Raw genomic sequence first — 16,558 nt, 5'->3', positions numbered from 1 at the left:
CGTGCTGCACTGAGGGTTCCACCCATCCAAAGGAGGTTTCCATGAGCTTGAGTTCGCATCTGCAGGAACTGAAGAAGAAGCACCGTATGCTGTCCGATGCCGTAGAAGAGGCGCAGAGAGCTCCGAGTGTGGATGGCCTGCATGTCGCCGAACTGAAGAAGCAGAAGCTCCGCCTGAAGGAGGAAATCAGCCGGTTGTCCAGCGAGACGGTGCATTAGCACCAGGCCTCGAGGCTGGAACGCTTCGGCCGGGCGCGCGTGTCGCGTCCGGCTTTTTCATATCCGCCGGTCTTCCGGGAAACCGAACGGGGCTGTCCGCACATCGTGTCGGTCCATCATGCAGACGACGCTGCCCTTCGCGGTGGTGCGGCGCTGCCGGTCAGGCTGTTCGGAAGTTTTAAACCGTCGCTGCCGCCCTGAACATTGCGGCTATCGCGTCAGAGCGGCGGCACGTATGTTTGCTGACGTAATTCGAAGATCACACTGACATGCCACTGCCTGATTGGATTAGATCACTGGTTGCCCGGCCAAGTGCGCGCCCGACGGAAAAGCTACCAGCGTCGAATAGAGATAAAGCTGGGCGCACGGACCTGATGAACGCTGTCATAGACGGCGATGCTGCGCGGGCGCGCAAGCTCTTGGAAGACGGCGCGGATCCTGACGTTGTCGACAAGGCCGGATGGAGCGCGCTCCATTTCGCCGCAAAGGAGTGCTCTCAGGATTTGGTCAAGATGCTTGTCGAGGCCGGGGCCAATCTGGAACTGCGTGACCGGCACGGCAACACGCCGCTTTGGCGTGCGACACTGAACTACAAGGGCGGTGCGGAAGCCATCAGCAGCTTGCTTGAGGCCGGCGCCGATCCCGACGCCGAAAACCGAAACGGCATCAGCCCACGCGCAATGGCGGATATTGTTGCAAACTACGATAAGGCGAAGTTTTTCAAAGACTATTGAGGCGGGTGTTGGACGCAGCGGCGGCTGAATTGAGCTCTTGGCAGTCCTGCGCGGCATCGCGGAAGATTGGCAGGTCGGGCTCTTGCCCGACCACCACGTTTTGCGGACATCTCCAAACGAAAAACCCCCGGTCCTGGGACCGGGGGTCGGATGTCGACGTCGCGGGCTGACCGCGGGGCCAGCCCGTGAGCTCTGCGTCTCAGACGAAGAACTGCGCGCCGTTGGCCGAGATTGTCGAGCCGTTGATGAATCCGGCATCGTCAGAGGCCAGGAAGGTGACGCAGCGCGCGATCTCTTCCGGCTCGCCGAGGCGGCCTGCGGGGATCTGGCTGACGATCTTCTCGCGGACCTTCTCGGGCACCGCCATCACCATCTCGGTGGCGATATAGCCGGGGCAGATCGCGTTGGCGGTGATGCCCTTGCCCGCGCCTTCCTGGGCGAGGCTCTTGACGATGCCGAGGTCGCCCGCCTTGGTCGCGGCGTAGTTGACCTGGCCGAACTGGCCCTTCTGACCGTTGATCGACGAGATCACGACGATCCGGCCGAAGCCGCGCTCGCGCATGCCCGGCCAGACCGGGTGAATGGTGTTGAAGACGCCGGTGAGGTTGGTGTCGATCACCTCTTTCCACTGCTCCGGGGTCATCTTGTGGAAGGGCGCGTCGCGGGTGATGCCCGCGTTGGCGACGACGACGTCGATCGGGCCCAGATCGGATTCGACCTGCGCGATGCCGTTCTTCGACGCCTCGTAATCGGCGGCGTTCCACTTGTAGGTCTTGATGCCGGTCTCGTCGGTGAAGGCTTTGGCCTTCTCGTCATTGCCGGCATAGGTCGCGGCGACCTCGTAGCCCTCGGCCTTGAGGGCCTTTGCGATCGCGGCGCCGATGCCGCGGCTGCCGCCTGTGACCAATGCGATGCGTGCCATGAGTTTGTCCTCCTCGTTCTGGTGGTTGTGTTAAGGGTTTAGCGCGCGAGGCGGCGACGTCACGCCACCGTCGGGTTGATGTCGGTGGTGTCGTCGAGGATGCGCCTCGCATCCGCCTCGCCATGGGCCCAGGTGTCCTTGAGCTTTTCGGGCGAGGTGAAATCTATCTTGTCGGCCGGGGTCTCGGAGGAGGGCGCGATATAGGTGCGCCCCTCGACCTCGGGGAGGCGGCGATAATCCCGGGTCAACAGGACCAGCGTCTCGCCCTCGTCGGGTTCGGGCAGCGGCGCCTGGCTCGCCATGCCGCCATCGACGACGCGACGCCCGTGCCAGAGCGGCGGCTCGAAGACCGGCGGGATGACGGCCGCGGCGCAGATCAAGTTGACCAGGTCGCCGTCGCGGGCCGCCTGGTTGGCGTCGACCAGCGTCGAGGTCAGTCCGAACTTCTCGGCCCAGCTGAAATGCGGCGAGTTCACCAGGTGCAGCTCGGCCTCGTAGGTCGCGGCCATGCCCATGCCGGTGAGGGTCGGAAAGCCGGTCTCGGGCGGGAAGGCGAGCAGGATCTGGAACTGCGGCCCCTCGGCGATCTTCTGCGCGGCCTCGGCGTCGATGATGCGGTCGACGACCTCGCAATAGAGCCGCTGGTGCGGCGTGATGCCATCCTCGTCGGGATCGAAGAGGTCGAGATTGCTGTCCTGCTTGTCGAACTCGGCGCACATCTCGTCGAGAAGGCGGCGCTCGAGACCGGCGATCCAGGCCGCGCCTGCCAGCGCACCGCCCGAGACGCCGGTGATCCGCTCGGGCCGGAAGCTGCGGTCCTGTCCGAGCACGGACATGAAGCCGCCCTGCCAGAAGCACCGCAGGCCGCCGCCCGAAAACACGAGCTGGGTCGGGTTATGTGGCAAACCTGCCATCGCCGGGCGCGAGACGGGCAGGCCGTAAAGCCTGCCCGGGATCGCTTACGGGCGCTCGACGCACATGGCGACGCCCATGCCGCCGCCGATGCAGAGCGTGGCGAGGCCTTTCTTCGCGCCGCTGCGCTTCATTTCGAAGAGCAGGGTGTTGAAGATGCGCGCGCCGGATGCGCCGATCGGGTGGCCGATGGCGATGGCGCCGCCGTTGACGTTCACCTTGGACGGATCCCAGCCCATGTCCTTGTTCACGGCGCAGGCCTGCGCGGCGAAGGCTTCATTCGCCTCGATCAGGTCGAGATCCTCGGGCTTCCAGCCCGCCATCTCGAGCGCCTTGCGGGACGCGGGGATCGGGCCGGTGCCCATGATCGACGGGTCGAGACCGGCGGTCGCGTAGGACACGATGCGCGCGAGCGGCTCAATGCCGCGCTTCTCGGCCTCTTCGGCGGTCATCAGGAGGACGCCCGCGGCGCCGTCATTGATGCCCGAGGCGTTGCCCGCGGTCACCGATCCGTCCTTGGCGAAGGCGGGGCGCAGCTTGGCCATGCCTTCGACGGTCGCGCCATGGCGCGGATGCTCGTCGGTGTCGACGACAACGTCGCCCTTCCGGGTCTTGACGGTGAAGGGGATGATCTCGTCGGCGAACTTGCCGGCCTTCTGGGCGGCCTCGGCCTTGTTCTGCGAATTGGCGGCGAACTCGTCCTGCTGCTCGCGGGAGATCTGCCACTGTTCGGCGACGTTCTCGGCGGTCTGGCCCATGTGATAGCCGTTGAACGCGTCCCAGAGACCGTCGCGGATCATGGTGTCGATATACTTCACGTCGCCCATCTTGTGGCCGGCGCGCAGATGCGCGGCATGGGGCGAGAGGGTCATGTTTTCCTGACCGCCCGCGGCGACGATCTTGGCATCGCCAAGACGGATATGCTGGGCGCCGAGCATGATCGAGCGCAGGCCCGAGCCGCAGACCTGGTTGATCGACCAGGCGGCGCTTTCCTTCGGAAGACCGGCGTTGATATGCGCCTGGCGGGCGGGGTTCTGGCCCTGCGCGGCGGTCAGCACCTGGCCGAGGATGGTTTCGGAGACATCGGCCTTGTCGATGCCCGCACGCTCGACGATCGCCTCGAGAACGGCCGCGCCGAGGTCGTGGGCCGGGGTGTTTGCGAAGCCGCCGCTGAAGCCGCCGACGGCGGTCCGGGCTGCGGAAGCGATGACGATGTTGGTCATGGTTCGATCTCCGTGCGTTTAAATTGTCTGACGCGATCCGGATCCGGGAAGGCCGGAAGAACCGCTGGCTTGCGTGACAAGTATAGCACTGTCTCGGTGCGGGCAACCGAACGTAAGGTTTGCTTTTATAGGGGTTGAGGGGGGATCGGGCGCTCAGGATTTGCTGGATTTCCGCAAATGAGTGACGCTGCGGAACTCAGGCCTGCGGCGGCGCGTTGAGCCAATCAGGTCGCAAGAGATTGTTCAAAAAAATAGACAGATCTGCGGGGCTGATTCTGCGGCCCCGAGGTCGCCGCGCCGTGCCAGGGCGGCGTGATCGTGGGGGCGCCGAAGAAGTAGCCCTGCAGGCAATCGAGGCCCAGCTCTTCCAGGAACAGCGCATCGTCGGGGCGTTCGACTGTCTCGGCGACGGTGAACATGTCGAACTCGGCGGCAATCGCGAGGATCGCGCGCAAAAGGACCTGCCGGTCGGCATCGGCCGCGGCGCCGCGGATCATGGCGCCGTCGATCTTCATGATGTCGAACTGGAACGTGCTCAGAAGCCGGAGGTTCGTTGCGCCCGCGGCGAAGTTGTCGATGGCAAAGGACACGCCGCGGCTTTGCATCCGGCGCATGAAGGTCGCGACAAGCTCCGGGACCCGCATGATCGAGCTTTCCGTGACCTCGAGGATCAGCCGCTCGCCGAGGCCGGGGTCGTGGCGGAGGTGGCGGTCCAGAAGGTCCAGCCAGTCGGGATAGCCGATGGAACGGGCCGAGACATTGACGGCGAGGCGCAGTCCCGGCTCGGCCCGGAGCGCGTCGAAGCCCATGTCGAGGGCGCGGCAGTCCAGAACGCGACCGATCTCGCTGTCCTCGACCTCGGCCATGAAGCTGCCCGCGGGGATGATCCGGCCGGTTTCGTCGAGCACGCGGATCAGCGCCTCGTGAAAGGCGACCGGGTTGGGGCGCCTTGCCTGCACGATGGGCTGGTAGGCCAGGCAGCAATCGCCGCCACGCACGGCCCGCGCCACCATCGCCTGCAGATCGCCGTCGCGCAGCGCCACGGCTTCGCTGAGCGCATTGCCTGCCCGGTCCTGTTGCAGGCCGTGCCGCTTGCCCTGTGCCATACCCCTCGCTCCTTCACGATCTAGCAGGACGCTATCGGAGCGGGTTTAAGCGCCGCTTAACGCGCAGGCCCCGAGACCCGGCAGAATACCGCAAATGCGAACGATCCCGGGCCGGAGGGCTGGCGTGTTGACAGGGCCGCGGCAGCTGCTATACGCGCGCTCCTATTGGTGTTGGTGGCCCCCGCAAGGGGATGCCTGTCAGGGTCCCAGTGACCCAGAGGACAACGCCCTTCATAGACGCCGGGCCGACCACCCGTCCGGTATCGCATATCGAAGGAGATCAGACGGTGACCAAACGCACCTCTGCCAAGTACAAGATCGACCGCCGGATGGGCGAAAACATCTGGGGTCGCCCGAAATCCCCGGTCAACCGCCGCGAATACGGCCCCGGCCAGCACGGCCAGCGCCGCAAGGGCAAGGTCTCGGATTTCGGCCTGCAGCTCCGCGCCAAGCAGAAGCTCAAGGGCTACTACGGCGACATGACCGAAAAGCAGTTCCGCCGCATCTTCGCCGACGCCGAGCGTCAGCGGGGCGACACCGGCGAGATCCTGATCGGTCTTCTCGAGCGCCGTCTCGACGCGATCGTCTACCGCGCCAAGTTCGTGCCGACCGTCTTTGCCGCACGCCAGTTCGTGAACCACGGCCACGTCACCGTGAACGGCCGCAAGGTCAACATCCCCTCCTACCGCGTGAAGGAAGGTGACGTGATCGAGGTTCGTGAGAAGTCGAAGCAGCTCGCATCGGTTCTCGAAGCCGCGCAGCTTCCCGAGCGGGACGTGCCCGACTATCTCGAGGTCGACCACTCCAAGATGAAGGCGACCTTCGTGCGCCAGCCGGGCCTTTCGGACGTGCCGTACCCGGTGGTGATGGAGCCGAACCTCGTCATCGAATTCTACGCGCAGAACTGATCTCTGCGCCGCAGGACAAGCGAAAGGCCGCGCTCTTCGGAGCGCGGCCTTTTCTCTTTGGCGATGGGCGGTGTGGTGTCTTGCGGCCTACCAGCGCTTCAGAGTGTCGCCGAAATCGATCTTGGGCGTTAGCTCGACCACGTGCTCGTATTCGGCCTCGGGGTCGTCGTGGCGCGCCGCGATGATCCGCGCCGCGGTCTCGCCGATCTCGCGCCGCCCGGCATCCATCGTCGCGAGCTTGCGGGGAAGACCCTGCAGAAGCTCCACGCCGTTGAACCCCGCGAGCCCGATCTGGCCGGGGATGTCGATCCCCTGTTCGAGCAGCCACAAGAGCCCGCCCGCCGCGATCATGTCGTTCGAGTAATAGAGGAAATCGACGTCCGGCGTGCGCTCCAGCATCGTCTGGGTCAGCTCGCGCCCCTTCGCGAGCGCCGAGCCGCCCGAGTAGAACTCCTGGTCGGCGATCTCGATCCCGGACTTGGCGAGCACCTCGGTGAAGCCTTCGAACCGTTTCCGGGCGCGGTGATCGAGCGGCATCTTGGTGCCGAGAAAGCCGATCCGTTCGAACCCGGCCTTCAGGATCGCACGGCCCATCTCGCGGCCCGCGCGGCGATGGCTGATGCCGACCATCGCGTCCACGGGCGTGCCGTCGGTGTCCATGATCTCGACCACCGGGATGCCGGCGGCGCGGAGCATGGCCCGCGAGGCCTCGGAATGCTCGAGCCCGGCCACGATGACACCGGAAGGCCGCCAGGAGAGCATCTCGTAGAGAACGCGCTCTTCCTTCTCGGGCAGGTAATCGGTGACGCCCACGACCGGTTGCAGATCGGTGGTCTCGAGCACCGAGGAGATGCCTGCGAGCACTTCCGGAAACACCATGTTGCGCAGCGAGGGGATCACCACGGCGATGAGGTTGACCCGCTGGCTGGCAAGCGCGCCCGCGATCTTGTTGGGGACGTATCCAAGAGATTTGGCCGCATGCATGACCTTCTCGCGGGTGGCCTCGGACACGTCGCCGCGATTGCGCAGGACCCGGCTGACGGTCATCTCTGAGACGCCGGAGGCTTCAGAGACGTCGCGCAGGGTCAGGGGGCGGGGCGGGGTAGGCGGCATGGGAGCCTCCTCGTCAGGTCTTTGGTCCACTATGCCGATGCAAGGGGCAGGCACAAGGGAGCCCCGGATTTCGGCCCGGATTTCGGGGTGACAGCCGTGACCGGCTTGGCTAACTCTGACCGCGCGCGGCCCCGTGGCTCAACTGGATAGAGCAGCCCCCTCCTAAGGGGCAGGTTGCAGGTTCGAATCCTGCCGGGGTCGCCAGCGCATGTCCCGGAGCCAGAGCGATCGGCCCGAACCGGAGGCCCTAGCTGAAATGTGGCATGGGCGAGGCGGAGGTCGCCGACGATTCGGGCCGGAGTGCCGTCAATCATCGGGTTTTCGCGGCGCATCCAGAACAATCTCGGGATCATCGGGGCTTTATCCCGGGAAGCGAGGACAAATCGGGCTGAAATGGGGCAGGATTGTGCTCGGTTCTTGGTGAAATGTGGCGAAACTAGGTAAGCTCTGGTCACGGCTTGGGGGAGTCGTGGGTTCATTGAGACGGGTGCTGCCATGTATGTTCAACCGCTTGCCACCGAAACGCAGCGCGTCAGCGCGTATCGGTCTGCTCAGGCCAACTACGCCGCGGCGCTGAAGGTCGCGCCTGCGGCATCTGCTGCGCAGGCCGCGCCGACGGAGGCTCCGCAGGCGCCGGAGCAGACCGTCGAGGCGCGGCAGGCGGATGAGAAGCGGATCAAGTTCGAGCTCTTGCGGCGTCTGCATGCGGCCTCGAATGCCGGGACGGTGAAGCTGCGGGACGTCTCGCGCGCCTTCGACGAATCCGCCGCGGCGGTCTGAGGTGCGCAAAGACCACCTTCCTCAAATCACCTGGATCACGCCCTTGTCGACGGCCAGCACGTAGCCGCGCTTGGCGATCGTCTTCACCAGAAGCTCCGATACCATCTGATTGCCGAGACCGTCGCGCAGGCGCTTGATGCGCGTGGCGCCCGCGGCCTCGTCGCAATCGGCCTCGGACCGGCCGGAGATCATCGCCTCGATCCGCGTGCCGGTCATCATCTCGTCATCGAGCCGCGCCTCGGCCAGGACCGCGAGCGTCTCCATCATCGCCTCGGTGAGCTGGAAGCCCATCGTGTTCAGGTAGACGGTGTTCTCCTCGCGGCTGATGATGAGCGAGCTGACCTCGATGCCTGAGCGCTCGATCTGCGCCATCCGGCGGTTCAGCGTCACCAGCATCACCAGGAAGACAAGCGCCGCGATCAGCATCGCGGTGGCGAAGACCAGGAGCACGAAGATCACCGTGCGGTAGCTTGCCAGCGTCTCGGCAAAGGCGGTGCCCGATTGCGCGAGGATCTCGAGAAGCTTGATCTCGGCCTGCGCGGTCAGGTCGTCATTCTCGACGAAGAGCTGCTCGACCCGCGCGTTGAACGCGCCGGCATCGGGCAGGGCCCAAAGGAGCCACACGCCCGCTAGGACGAGAAGGGCGACGATGGCGGCGATGCCGTAGGTGACGATGCGCCCGCCGGTGCGGCGCGCCTCAGTAGCGGAGATAGTTTGATCCGGCACTGTCCTTCCTCTCTTCCAGCCCGTCCGCGTCGAAGACCGACACGATCGTCAGCAACTCCCAGCCTGCATCGCGCAGGCGCGGGCGCAGCGCATCGGCTGCGGACCTCTTATCGCAGGGAGCGTCGATCTCGGCCACGCCGTAATGCAGGCGCAGCGGGTCGGTGCGCTTGGCCTTGTAATCGGCATAGCACGCCGCCTGGGCGAGAGAGGGGGCCAGAAGGGCCATGAAAACAAGTGCGTATCTCATGGTCTTACCCTGCGCGCGTTCGGTCTGAAAAACAATAACACGGAGCGTCGCGGACCGCTGATATCCGATGACACGGGCGCGACATTGCCTGTCCCGGCCCCCTGACCCCAGCCTTGGATCACCGACCCCATCGCCGGCGCTGCCCGGCACATACGGAGCTTGATCCCCGATCCAAGGAAAGGACCAGACCCATGTCCCGCAAGTTCATCGCCGCCGTTCTCTCTGTCTCGCTGGTAACCGCTGGGGTCTCCGCATCTCCGGCCCGCGCGGCAGAGGCCGAGGATATCGCCCGGGCGCTGGGCGGGATCGCGACTGTTCTGGTGATCGGCAAGCTGATCCGGGATGCGCGGGACGAGGACAATGCCAAGACCGAGGCCGAGCGCCGCAAGGACGCGGCGCGGGAGGCCGAGAAAGAGCGGCGCGAGGCGCATGCGCGCGACCGCGAGCGTCGGCAGGACTGGCAGGACTGGCAGGACTGGCAGGATCGGGGCCGCTACGACCGCTGGGAGGGCGGCAGCCGGTGGTTCCCGAAAGGTCACCCGCTCTACGACTGGCAGAAGCGCGACAGGGGGGACCTGCGCCGCGCGCCGCTGCCCGCGGCCTGTCTTCTCGACACGCGCAGCCGCAGCGGGCGCCGGACCGAGGTGCTGGGCGTGCGCTGCGTCGAGCGCAGCTATGCGAGCGCACGGCATCTTCCCGACAGCTGTCTGACCCGGGTCGACACGCCGCACGGCCTTCGGGTCGGCTACGAGGCCCAGTGCCTTCGGGAGCGCGGCTGGAGTTTGTCCCGCCGCTGAGGCGGCAGAGTTCGGCGAGGCGTCACTTGGCCCCCGGGGGCGCCGAACCGAGGGGGCGCGGATCTCCGCCGGATCCGCGCCCTTTTTTCTTTCTGGCGAGGGAGGTCGCCGGGCTGGTAGGACCATGCCCATGCCGGGTCCCGATTCATCGCTGGAAGAGGCGCTTCTGGCGCAGGGTGCAGGCGCCATCGCTGGGGTCGACGAGGTCGGGCGAGGGCCGCTGGCCGGTCCTGTCGTCGCCGCCGCGGTGATCTTCGACCCCGCCACGCTGCCCGAGGGGCTGAACGATTCCAAGAAGTTGAGCGAGCGGAAGCGCGAGGCGCTGACGGCTCTGCTGATGGAGCGCTGTCTCGTCGGCATCGGGTCGGCGAGCGTCGCCGAGATCGACGAGATCAACATCCTGCGCGCCAGCCACCTGGCCATGCTGCGCGCGGTCGAGGCCCTGCCGGTCCGGCCCGATCACCTCTTGATCGATGGCAACATGATCCCGCGCGACTGCCCCTGTCCGGCGAGCGCGGTGATCAAGGGAGACGCCCGGTCCGTGTCCATCGCGGCGGCCTCAATTGTGGCAAAATCGTGGCGTGACAAGGGGATGCGGGATTTGGCGCAACAGTATCCGGGATACGGTTGGGAGACCAACATGGGATACCCGTCGAAAAGCCACATCTCCGCGCTTCGAGATCTCGGCGTGACCCCACATCATAGGCGGTCCTTCAAGCCCGTCCACAATATCTTGTTTCAAGAAATTTCTGCAAAGCCATGATTCAAAAATGGAATTGACCGCGAATCAGCTTTGACTCAGTCTTTGCCTCAACCACCAGATGCGCCGTCAGAGCGCCGGGGACAGAGGCAGAGAAATGACGAAGATGACCGATCTGAAGGGCGCGAAAGCGCTCCCTCTCAACACGATCCTAGCAGGGGATTGCATCGAGGCGATGCAGGCCCTGCCGGACGCGTCGGTCGACCTGATTTTCGCCGATCCGCCCTACAACCTGCAGCTCAAGGGCGAGCTGCATCGCCCCGACAACTCGCGCGTCGATGCGGTCGACGACCACTGGGACCAGTTCCAGAGCTTCGCCGCCTACGATGCCTTCACCCGCGCCTGGCTGGCCGAGGCCAAGCGTCTTCTGAAGCCCAATGGCGCGCTCTGGGTGATCGGTTCCTATCACAACATCTTCCGCGTCGGCTCGGCGCTGCAGGATCACGGGTTCTGGATCCTGAATGACGTGGTCTGGCGCAAGTCGAATCCGATGCCGAATTTCCGCGGCAAGCGGCTGACCAACGCGCATGAGACGATGATCTGGGCCTCCAAGGAGGAAGGCGCGAAATACACCTTCAACTACGAGGCGCTGAAATCGCTGAACGAGGGCATCCAGATGCGCTCGGACTGGGTGCTGCCGATCTGCAATGGCGGTGAGCGCCTGAAGGACGAGCACGGCGACAAGGCGCATCCGACCCAGAAGCCCGAGGCGCTTCTGCACCGGGTTCTCGTGGGCTCCACCAATGTCGGCGACGTCGTGCTCGACCCGTTCTTCGGCACCGGCACCACCGGCGCCGTGGCCAAGATGCTTGGCCGCGACTGGATCGGGATCGAACGTGAGCCCGCCTATCGCGCCGTCGCGGAGCGCCGCATCGCGGGCGTTCGCAAGTTCGACAAGACGGCTCTCGAGGTAACCCGCGCCAAGCGCGCCGAGCCGCGCGTTCCGTTTGGCCAACTCGTCGAGCGGGGCATGTTGCGCCCCGGCGAGACGCTGGTCTCGGCCACCGGGAAATCGGCGCGTGTTCGCGCCGACGGCACGCTGGTCGGTCTCGACGTCAAGGGATCGATCCACCAGGTCGGCGCCCATCTCGAGGGCGCACCGAGCTGCAACGGCTGGACCTACTGGCACTTCAAGCGCGACGGCAAGACGGTGCCGATCGACGTCTTGCGCCAGCAAATCCGGGCCGAGATGGCCGGGGGCTGAGGCCTCTCTCACACAGTTACCGCCAGGGTCCGTGACCGCTCTCCGGACCCGCACCTTACCCCGCCTGCTCGACAGGCGGGGGTTTTTCGTTTTCCGGGCACCGGTCCGGCCGAGACCGGCGCGATGCGAATACCGGCCTTGCGGCGCGCGCCGGGTCCCTGGGCTTGCACATCGCGCGCGGCTCCGGTCAGGTGCGCCCCAAGCCGGGCAGGAGGAACACGATGGATATCAGGGCCATGCTGATGGGGCTCGCCTTTGCGGCGATGTGGTCCTCGGCCTTCACCTCGGCCCGCATCATCGTCACCGCCGCGCCGCCGCTCATGGCGCTCAGCCTGCGGTTTCTCCTGTCGGGGATCATCGCCATCGCCATCGCCCGCGCGATGGGCCAAAGCTGGCGGCTGACCCGCGGCCAGTGGCGCGCGACGATCATCTTCGGGCTCTGTCAGAACGCGCTCTATCTCGGCCTGAACTTCGTGGCGATGCAGACCATAGAGGCCTCGCTCGCGGCGATCATCGCCTCGACCATGCCGCTGATCGTGGCGCTGGCGAACTGGCTGGTCTTCCGCGAGAAACTGCCCGCTCTGGGCATCGCGGGTCTCGTCGCCGGGATCGGCGGGGTGGTCCTGATCATGGGCGCGCGGCTCTCGGCGGGCGTCGATGTCTGGGGCGTGGCGCTCTGTATCCTGGGGGCGGCATCGCTCGCGGCCGCGACCCTGACGGTGCGCACGGCCAACGCAAGGGGGAACGTGCTGATGGTCGTGGGCCTGCAGATGCTCGTCGGTGCGGCGGCGCTGGCCTTGCCCGCGGCGCTGTTCGAGACGCCGGTGTTCGAGCCGTCCTGGACGCTTCTCATAGCGTTTCTCTACACCGTGCTGGTGCCCGGCGTGCTGGCCACGCTGGTCTGGTTCCTGCTGGTCGAGCGGATCGGCGCGGTGAAGGCGGCGACCTTCCACTTCCTCAACCCGTTTCTCGGTGTCCTGATCGCGGCCGCGCTTCTGGGCGAGGCGCTGGGCTGGGCGGATTTCGTCGGTGTCGCGGTGATCGCCGCGGGCATCCTTGCCGTGCAGCTGGCGCGGGTGCAGCGCGCCTGAGCGTCAGGCGGTTTCGGTGACGAAGGCGAGGGCGCGCGACGAGGCGGTCAGCCCTAGCCGGTCGCGCAAGGCGTCGCTGGTCAGAAGGGCGGCCAGCCCGGCCCCGCCCGAGGGCGTGGTCTCGAGCCCCGCATCCGCGATCCGCGCCATCTGGTCCGCGACCTCGCCGTCGGAGACCAGAACGACCGCGTCCGCGTCCCGCGCGAGGCCCTTGAGCGCGATCAGCGACGCCGCCTTGCAGTCGAGCCGCCCCATGGTCGAGACCGGCCCCTCGGTCAGAACCGGCATGCCTGCGCTGAGGCTCTTGGCGATGCAGGGCGCCGCCGTCGGCTCGACGATCACGATCCGCGGGGCGTCGCCCCAGGCGCGGCGCGCGGCGGCCGCGACCGCGGCGGCGAGACCCCCGACACCGGCCTGAACGAAGACGTGGCTCGGCGCGTCTCCGATCTGGCGAGCCACCTCGGCCATGAGCGCGAGATAGCCCTGCATCAGGAGACGGGGCGGGTCGGTATAGCCCTCCCAGGAACTGTCCGAGAGCAGCCGCCAGCCCTTCTGCTGCGCGGCCTCGGCGGCGGCATCCATGCTGGCCTCATAGGTCTTGCCCGCGCGCACGACCTCGGCGCCGGTCTCCTCGAGCCGGAGGGCGAAGGCATGGGGCACCGTGTCGGAGAGATAGACCACGGCCTTGGCGCCGAAGACCCGCGCACCGGCGGCGACGGACAGCCCGTGGTTCCCGGCCGAGGCGGTGACGTAGGTCTCGCCCGTGAGCGCCTGCGTCAGATCTTCCGCGCCGGTCTCGACCGCGGCGCGGGCGATCACATGCGCGGCGCCGAGCGCCTTGAAGCTGCCGAGACCCATGCGGTCCCGTTCGTCCTTGACGAAAAGCGCGCCGATCCCTGCGGCCTCCGCCAGACCGGGCGCCTCGACAAGCGGGGTTTCCGCATGCGCGGGGCAGCGGGAAAGCAGCTCTTCGACCGGGGCGGGATCGTCCTCGGGCAGGGGGATGCTGGCGGGCAGGTCCAGTTGGTCCGGATGGCCGCGCAGGGGATTGTCGTAGAGGTCGGGCATGGTGGGCTCTCCAACTGGGCGCGCGCGGGCGTGGTCACGCAAGGGTGGCCGAATGTCGACCGCGTCGGCGCCACGGGATGTGATCACCGCCGGTTGCCTGTTTATGCAAGTCCCGGAGCGGTATGTCACGCGGGCCCCGCGCCCTCGACTTTGGGCAGGCTCCGATAGGACGGCGCGGGACCGGCATCCGCGCCCTCGGGCGGTCACGCGGCGTCACCCGGTTGACCTAAACGTGTGGCTCCGAGAAGCATTCTCGTAAGTCGCGAAAATACGGAAACAATTTTCAAATCTTCCGCCGGGGCCCCGGGCAATCATTGATCCGCGAGAGTCGCGTCGGTTATCCGGGACGGAGCGCGGGACAGGCTCTTCAGAGCGGCGCGCGTCAAGACGACAGGTTTGGTATTTCGAGTTTGGAGGCGGCATGCCTTATTTAAGGGACGACGGTCTTGTCGACGTTGTCGCGGCGACGATTTCGCGCGTGATCAACGACAAAGGCTGGGACAGCATCACCGAAGAAGAGCGCGCGCGGTCGCGAGAGGCGGCGCTGGCGGTGATCGACGATCTTGGGCTGACCGAGACGCGGAGCCGGGCGGAATTGTCGCTCAGACCGCGCCCCCAGGACGTCTAGGCGGTCACGAAGGTCGCATCGCAGGCGCTGCAGGCCAATCCGCTGCCGAACGGGTGCAGCGGATGAAACTCGTGCCGGCTTTCGGCGCAATGCGGGCAGACGCTGAGGAAGAGCTCGGGGTTTTCCTGAGGCTTTGCCAGGCGCAACACCGTGAAACCATTGGCGAGGGTGTGGCGGCGGTAGAGCGCGCGCTTCCGCTCGAACTCCTGGTCGCGGATCGCGGCCTCTTCCAGCTCGGTCAGTTGCTTGAGCAGCTGAAGCTGGTGCGTGCGGGCGTCCTGAAGCTGCGCGGCCAGGGACGACAGGATCAGCATCTTCTCGACGACGGTCTGATTGCTCGCCTTGTACCCGTCCGGACTGTCTGCGAGGCGCTTTGCCCCGAGCGTGGCCTTCTCGAGTGACATGAGCCCATGCGCCGCATGACTCATCGCCCGATCCAAGAAGACAGAGCCCACGTCAGATCCCCCCAAAAACCAATAACTTCGCACATGAACCAACAGTGACTTCCATCTCTGCAAAGTCAACCTTGACGAAAGTGCGGGTGGTCACATTCTCCTGATGTGCCTGTTCCTGCGCCGAAAACAGCCGCGCTCCCGGATAGGAAGCGCGGCTTCAGGCGTGGATGCGTGTGGTGGCTCAGGCGACGAGCTTGGCCACGTCGCCTTTGCCCATGAACGTGTCATGCAGCACTGTGATGGAGCGGTCGCGGTCATCGCGCTTCACCACGAACTGCGCATCGACCGTCCGGGTGGTCTGGTGGGCGGAGATCACGTCGATCTCGCCTCCGCGCAGGGCGCCGAGACCGCGCTCGAGCACGTGGAGGCCGCGCAGGTCGCGCCCGATCACCGACACAATGGCGGTGGCCTGCACGTTGACCTCGGCATTCGGATAGACCTTGGCGAGCTCGTTCTCGACCTTGCGGAGGGCGCTGATCGGGGCGTCGACATAATGCGTGATCGTATTCGCATTCGAGGTCTTCGACACGATGCGCAGGTTGTGGCGGGTCAGGATGTCGAGGGTCTGGGCATCGTAGCCTTTGACGCCGACCATGTCCTGCTCGAAGAGCTCGAGCGCGTAGACGTCGAGACCGCAGACGATCTCGGCCACGCCCTGTTCGGCTTCGGCCTCGTCGATCAGCGTGCCGGGATCTTCCGGCTCGAAGGCGTTGGTGACACGGAGCGGCACGCGGGTCTGGCGCAGTGCCTTGGCGGCGGTCGGGTGGATCGCCTCCATCCCCATGTTCGACAGCTGGTCGGCCACGTCGTAATTGGTGTGACCGAGCTTGCGCACATTTTCCGCGCCGACGAGTTTCGGGTCGGCGGAGGAAAGGTGGAATTCCTTGTGGATGATCGCCTCGCGCGCCTCGGTGAGGGCCGCGATCTGGCTGAAGGTGACCTCGGAATAGCCGCGGTCGTACTTGTTCATCAGGCCTTCGGCGCATTGCGCGTAGCCCGTGACGATCGGCATCTCGGTCTCGAGGTCGATGCTCTTGAGAGCGTCCTCGATGCGCTGGTCGAGCGTCATCTCGCGGTCGTCGCGCCAGCCCGAGAGGTCGACGCAGCGCGCGTTCACGCCGTTGCGGCGCAGCAGCAGCGAGGTGACGAAGGCGGAATGCGCCTCGCCCAGCCCCGAGAGCAGCTCGCGGGTCAGCGCCATGTGCTGGCTCAGGCGGAAATGGCCGTAGGAGCAGAGGCGATGCAGGTCGATGAGGCAGTTGCGGGCGCCCTCGACGCGGTCGCGGACGAAGTCGTCGGCTTCCTGGCGGTCGGCGGGGTGCTCCAGCAGGGCGTCATGGGCGTCGCGCATGGCCCGGTCGACCTTGGAGAGCGCGCTCATATAGGCGTGCTCGTCGGTCTCGTCGGCGAAATGCGCGAAGACGCCAGGCTCGCCGGTCTTCTTGTGTTCAAGGAGGAGGTCGGTGATGCCGCCGAACGCGGAGACCACGAAGATGCGATTGTAGTCCGGGTCCGAGACGCGGAAGAGCGGCTCCAGCAGTTCATCGAGGCGCGACATCGAGGTGCCGCCGATCTTTTCGACGGTGTGGTTCTTGAACTCGAGCGTCATGGGGTGATCGCTCTCCTTTCTGGGTCGTCTTGTTCGGTGAGGAGGGTCAGGGCGGAA

General features: G+C 66.1%; 19 protein-coding genes and 1 tRNA gene. 10 read left to right on the top strand and 10 right to left on the bottom strand.

Annotation, left to right across the window (positions count from 1 at the left end; all coding sequences use genetic code 11):
- Positions 1-41 precede the first annotated feature (41 nt).
- Positions 42-218: a YdcH family protein gene (locus tag ACFQ4E_RS06145; RefSeq protein WP_386802055.1), complete on the top strand. Its 177-nt coding sequence runs from the start codon at positions 42-44 to the stop codon at positions 216-218.
- Positions 219-592: 374 nt separating this feature from the next.
- The gene (locus ACFQ4E_RS06140; protein ID WP_386802054.1) at positions 593-952 is read left to right on the top strand and encodes an ankyrin repeat domain-containing protein; all 360 of its coding nucleotides are present in this window, start codon (positions 593-595) and stop codon (positions 950-952) included.
- A 199-nt stretch (positions 953-1,151) separates the two neighbouring features.
- On the opposite strand, the gene phbB is transcribed toward ACFQ4E_RS06140, so the two are convergent.
- The 4 genes from phbB to ACFQ4E_RS06120 all read right to left on the bottom strand — a co-directional run bounded on the left by phbB (position 1,152) and on the right by ACFQ4E_RS06120 (position 5,115).
- Positions 1,152-1,874, bottom strand: a complete 723-nt coding sequence (gene phbB, locus ACFQ4E_RS06135) for an acetoacetyl-CoA reductase (protein ID WP_386802053.1) — start codon at positions 1,872-1,874, stop codon at positions 1,152-1,154.
- 59 nt (positions 1,875-1,933) lie between these two features.
- On the bottom strand, positions 1,934-2,788 hold the full coding sequence (locus ACFQ4E_RS06130) for a patatin-like phospholipase family protein (protein ID WP_386802052.1): 855 nt from the start codon (positions 2,786-2,788) through the stop codon (positions 1,934-1,936).
- Between the two features lie 45 nt (positions 2,789-2,833).
- Entirely contained in the window at positions 2,834-4,009 is a 1,176-nt protein-coding gene (locus ACFQ4E_RS06125; RefSeq protein ID WP_386802051.1) for an acetyl-CoA C-acetyltransferase, read from the bottom strand.
- Between the two features lie 224 nt (positions 4,010-4,233).
- On the bottom strand, positions 4,234-5,115 hold the full coding sequence (locus ACFQ4E_RS06120; protein WP_386802050.1) for an EAL domain-containing protein: 882 nt from the start codon (positions 5,113-5,115) through the stop codon (positions 4,234-4,236).
- Between the two features lie 287 nt (positions 5,116-5,402).
- Here ACFQ4E_RS06120 and rpsD point away from each other — a divergent pair, with 287 nt between their 5' ends.
- Entirely contained in the window at positions 5,403-6,023 is a 621-nt protein-coding gene (gene rpsD, locus ACFQ4E_RS06115; RefSeq protein WP_386802049.1) for a 30S ribosomal protein S4, read from the top strand.
- A gap of 87 nt (positions 6,024-6,110) precedes the next feature.
- On the opposite strand, the gene ACFQ4E_RS06110 is transcribed toward rpsD, so the two are convergent.
- On the bottom strand, positions 6,111-7,136 hold the full coding sequence (locus ACFQ4E_RS06110) for a LacI family DNA-binding transcriptional regulator (RefSeq protein ID WP_386802048.1): 1,026 nt from the start codon (positions 7,134-7,136) through the stop codon (positions 6,111-6,113).
- A 127-nt stretch (positions 7,137-7,263) separates the two neighbouring features.
- Here ACFQ4E_RS06110 and ACFQ4E_RS06105 point away from each other — a divergent pair.
- Together ACFQ4E_RS06105 and ACFQ4E_RS06100 are read left to right on the top strand one after the other, a co-directional pair.
- A tRNA-Arg gene (locus ACFQ4E_RS06105) sits at positions 7,264-7,340 on the top strand.
- A gap of 291 nt (positions 7,341-7,631) precedes the next feature.
- Entirely contained in the window at positions 7,632-7,916 is a 285-nt protein-coding gene (locus ACFQ4E_RS06100) for a hypothetical protein (RefSeq protein WP_386802047.1), read from the top strand.
- A 21-nt stretch (positions 7,917-7,937) separates the two neighbouring features.
- Here ACFQ4E_RS06100 and ACFQ4E_RS06095 read toward each other — a convergent pair whose 3' ends face one another.
- Together ACFQ4E_RS06095 and ACFQ4E_RS06090 are read right to left on the bottom strand one after the other, a co-directional pair.
- The gene (locus ACFQ4E_RS06095; RefSeq protein ID WP_386802046.1) at positions 7,938-8,642 is read right to left on the bottom strand and encodes a hypothetical protein; all 705 of its coding nucleotides are present in this window, start codon (positions 8,640-8,642) and stop codon (positions 7,938-7,940) included.
- On the bottom strand, positions 8,614-8,889 hold the full coding sequence (locus ACFQ4E_RS06090; RefSeq protein WP_386802045.1) for a hypothetical protein: 276 nt from the start codon (positions 8,887-8,889) through the stop codon (positions 8,614-8,616). The genes ACFQ4E_RS06095 and ACFQ4E_RS06090 overlap by 29 nt, the downstream gene beginning before the upstream one ends.
- A 191-nt stretch (positions 8,890-9,080) precedes the next feature.
- Between ACFQ4E_RS06090 and ACFQ4E_RS06085 the strand changes: the two genes are divergently transcribed.
- The 4 genes from ACFQ4E_RS06085 (at position 9,081) to ACFQ4E_RS06070 (ending at position 12,741) form a co-directional block, all read left to right on the top strand.
- A complete protein-coding gene (locus tag ACFQ4E_RS06085; protein WP_386802044.1) occupies positions 9,081-9,686 on the top strand; it encodes a hypothetical protein in 606 nt (201 codons plus the stop codon).
- 130 nt (positions 9,687-9,816) lie between these two features.
- Positions 9,817-10,449, top strand: a complete 633-nt coding sequence (locus ACFQ4E_RS06080) for a ribonuclease HII (protein ID WP_386802043.1) — start codon at positions 9,817-9,819, stop codon at positions 10,447-10,449.
- 94 nt (positions 10,450-10,543) lie between these two features.
- On the top strand, positions 10,544-11,650 hold the full coding sequence (locus ACFQ4E_RS06075) for a site-specific DNA-methyltransferase (RefSeq protein ID WP_386802042.1): 1,107 nt from the start codon (positions 10,544-10,546) through the stop codon (positions 11,648-11,650).
- 221 nt (positions 11,651-11,871) lie between these two features.
- The gene (locus ACFQ4E_RS06070) at positions 11,872-12,741 is read left to right on the top strand and encodes a DMT family transporter (protein ID WP_386802041.1); all 870 of its coding nucleotides are present in this window, start codon (positions 11,872-11,874) and stop codon (positions 12,739-12,741) included.
- 3 nt (positions 12,742-12,744) lie between these two features.
- Here ACFQ4E_RS06070 and ACFQ4E_RS06065 read toward each other — a convergent pair whose 3' ends face one another.
- Positions 12,745-13,809, bottom strand: a complete 1,065-nt coding sequence (locus ACFQ4E_RS06065; protein ID WP_386802040.1) for a pyridoxal-phosphate dependent enzyme — start codon at positions 13,807-13,809, stop codon at positions 12,745-12,747.
- Positions 13,810-14,230: 421 nt separating this feature from the next.
- Between ACFQ4E_RS06065 and ACFQ4E_RS06060 the strand changes: the two genes are divergently transcribed.
- Positions 14,231-14,437 carry a hypothetical protein gene (locus ACFQ4E_RS06060; protein ID WP_386802039.1) on the top strand — a complete coding sequence of 69 codons (207 nt, stop codon included), beginning with the start codon at positions 14,231-14,233 and terminating at the stop codon, positions 14,435-14,437.
- Here ACFQ4E_RS06060 and ACFQ4E_RS06055 read toward each other — a convergent pair.
- Entirely contained in the window at positions 14,434-14,865 is a 432-nt protein-coding gene (locus ACFQ4E_RS06055) for a hypothetical protein (RefSeq protein ID WP_386802038.1), read from the bottom strand. The two genes, ACFQ4E_RS06060 and ACFQ4E_RS06055, sit on opposite strands and share 4 nt — an antisense overlap.
- A 208-nt stretch (positions 14,866-15,073) precedes the next feature.
- Positions 15,074-16,501, bottom strand: a complete 1,428-nt coding sequence (locus ACFQ4E_RS06050) for an aspartate kinase (protein ID WP_386802037.1) — start codon at positions 16,499-16,501, stop codon at positions 15,074-15,076.
- Positions 16,502-16,558: the final 57 nt, after the last annotated feature.

The sequence above is a fragment of the Litorisediminicola beolgyonensis genome (genome assembly GCF_042679605.1).
Lineage (GTDB): Bacteria > Pseudomonadota > Alphaproteobacteria > Rhodobacterales > Rhodobacteraceae > Litorisediminicola > Litorisediminicola beolgyonensis.
Note: the sequence above shows the minus strand (reverse complement) of the source record. Positions and strands in the feature narration are given on the sequence as shown.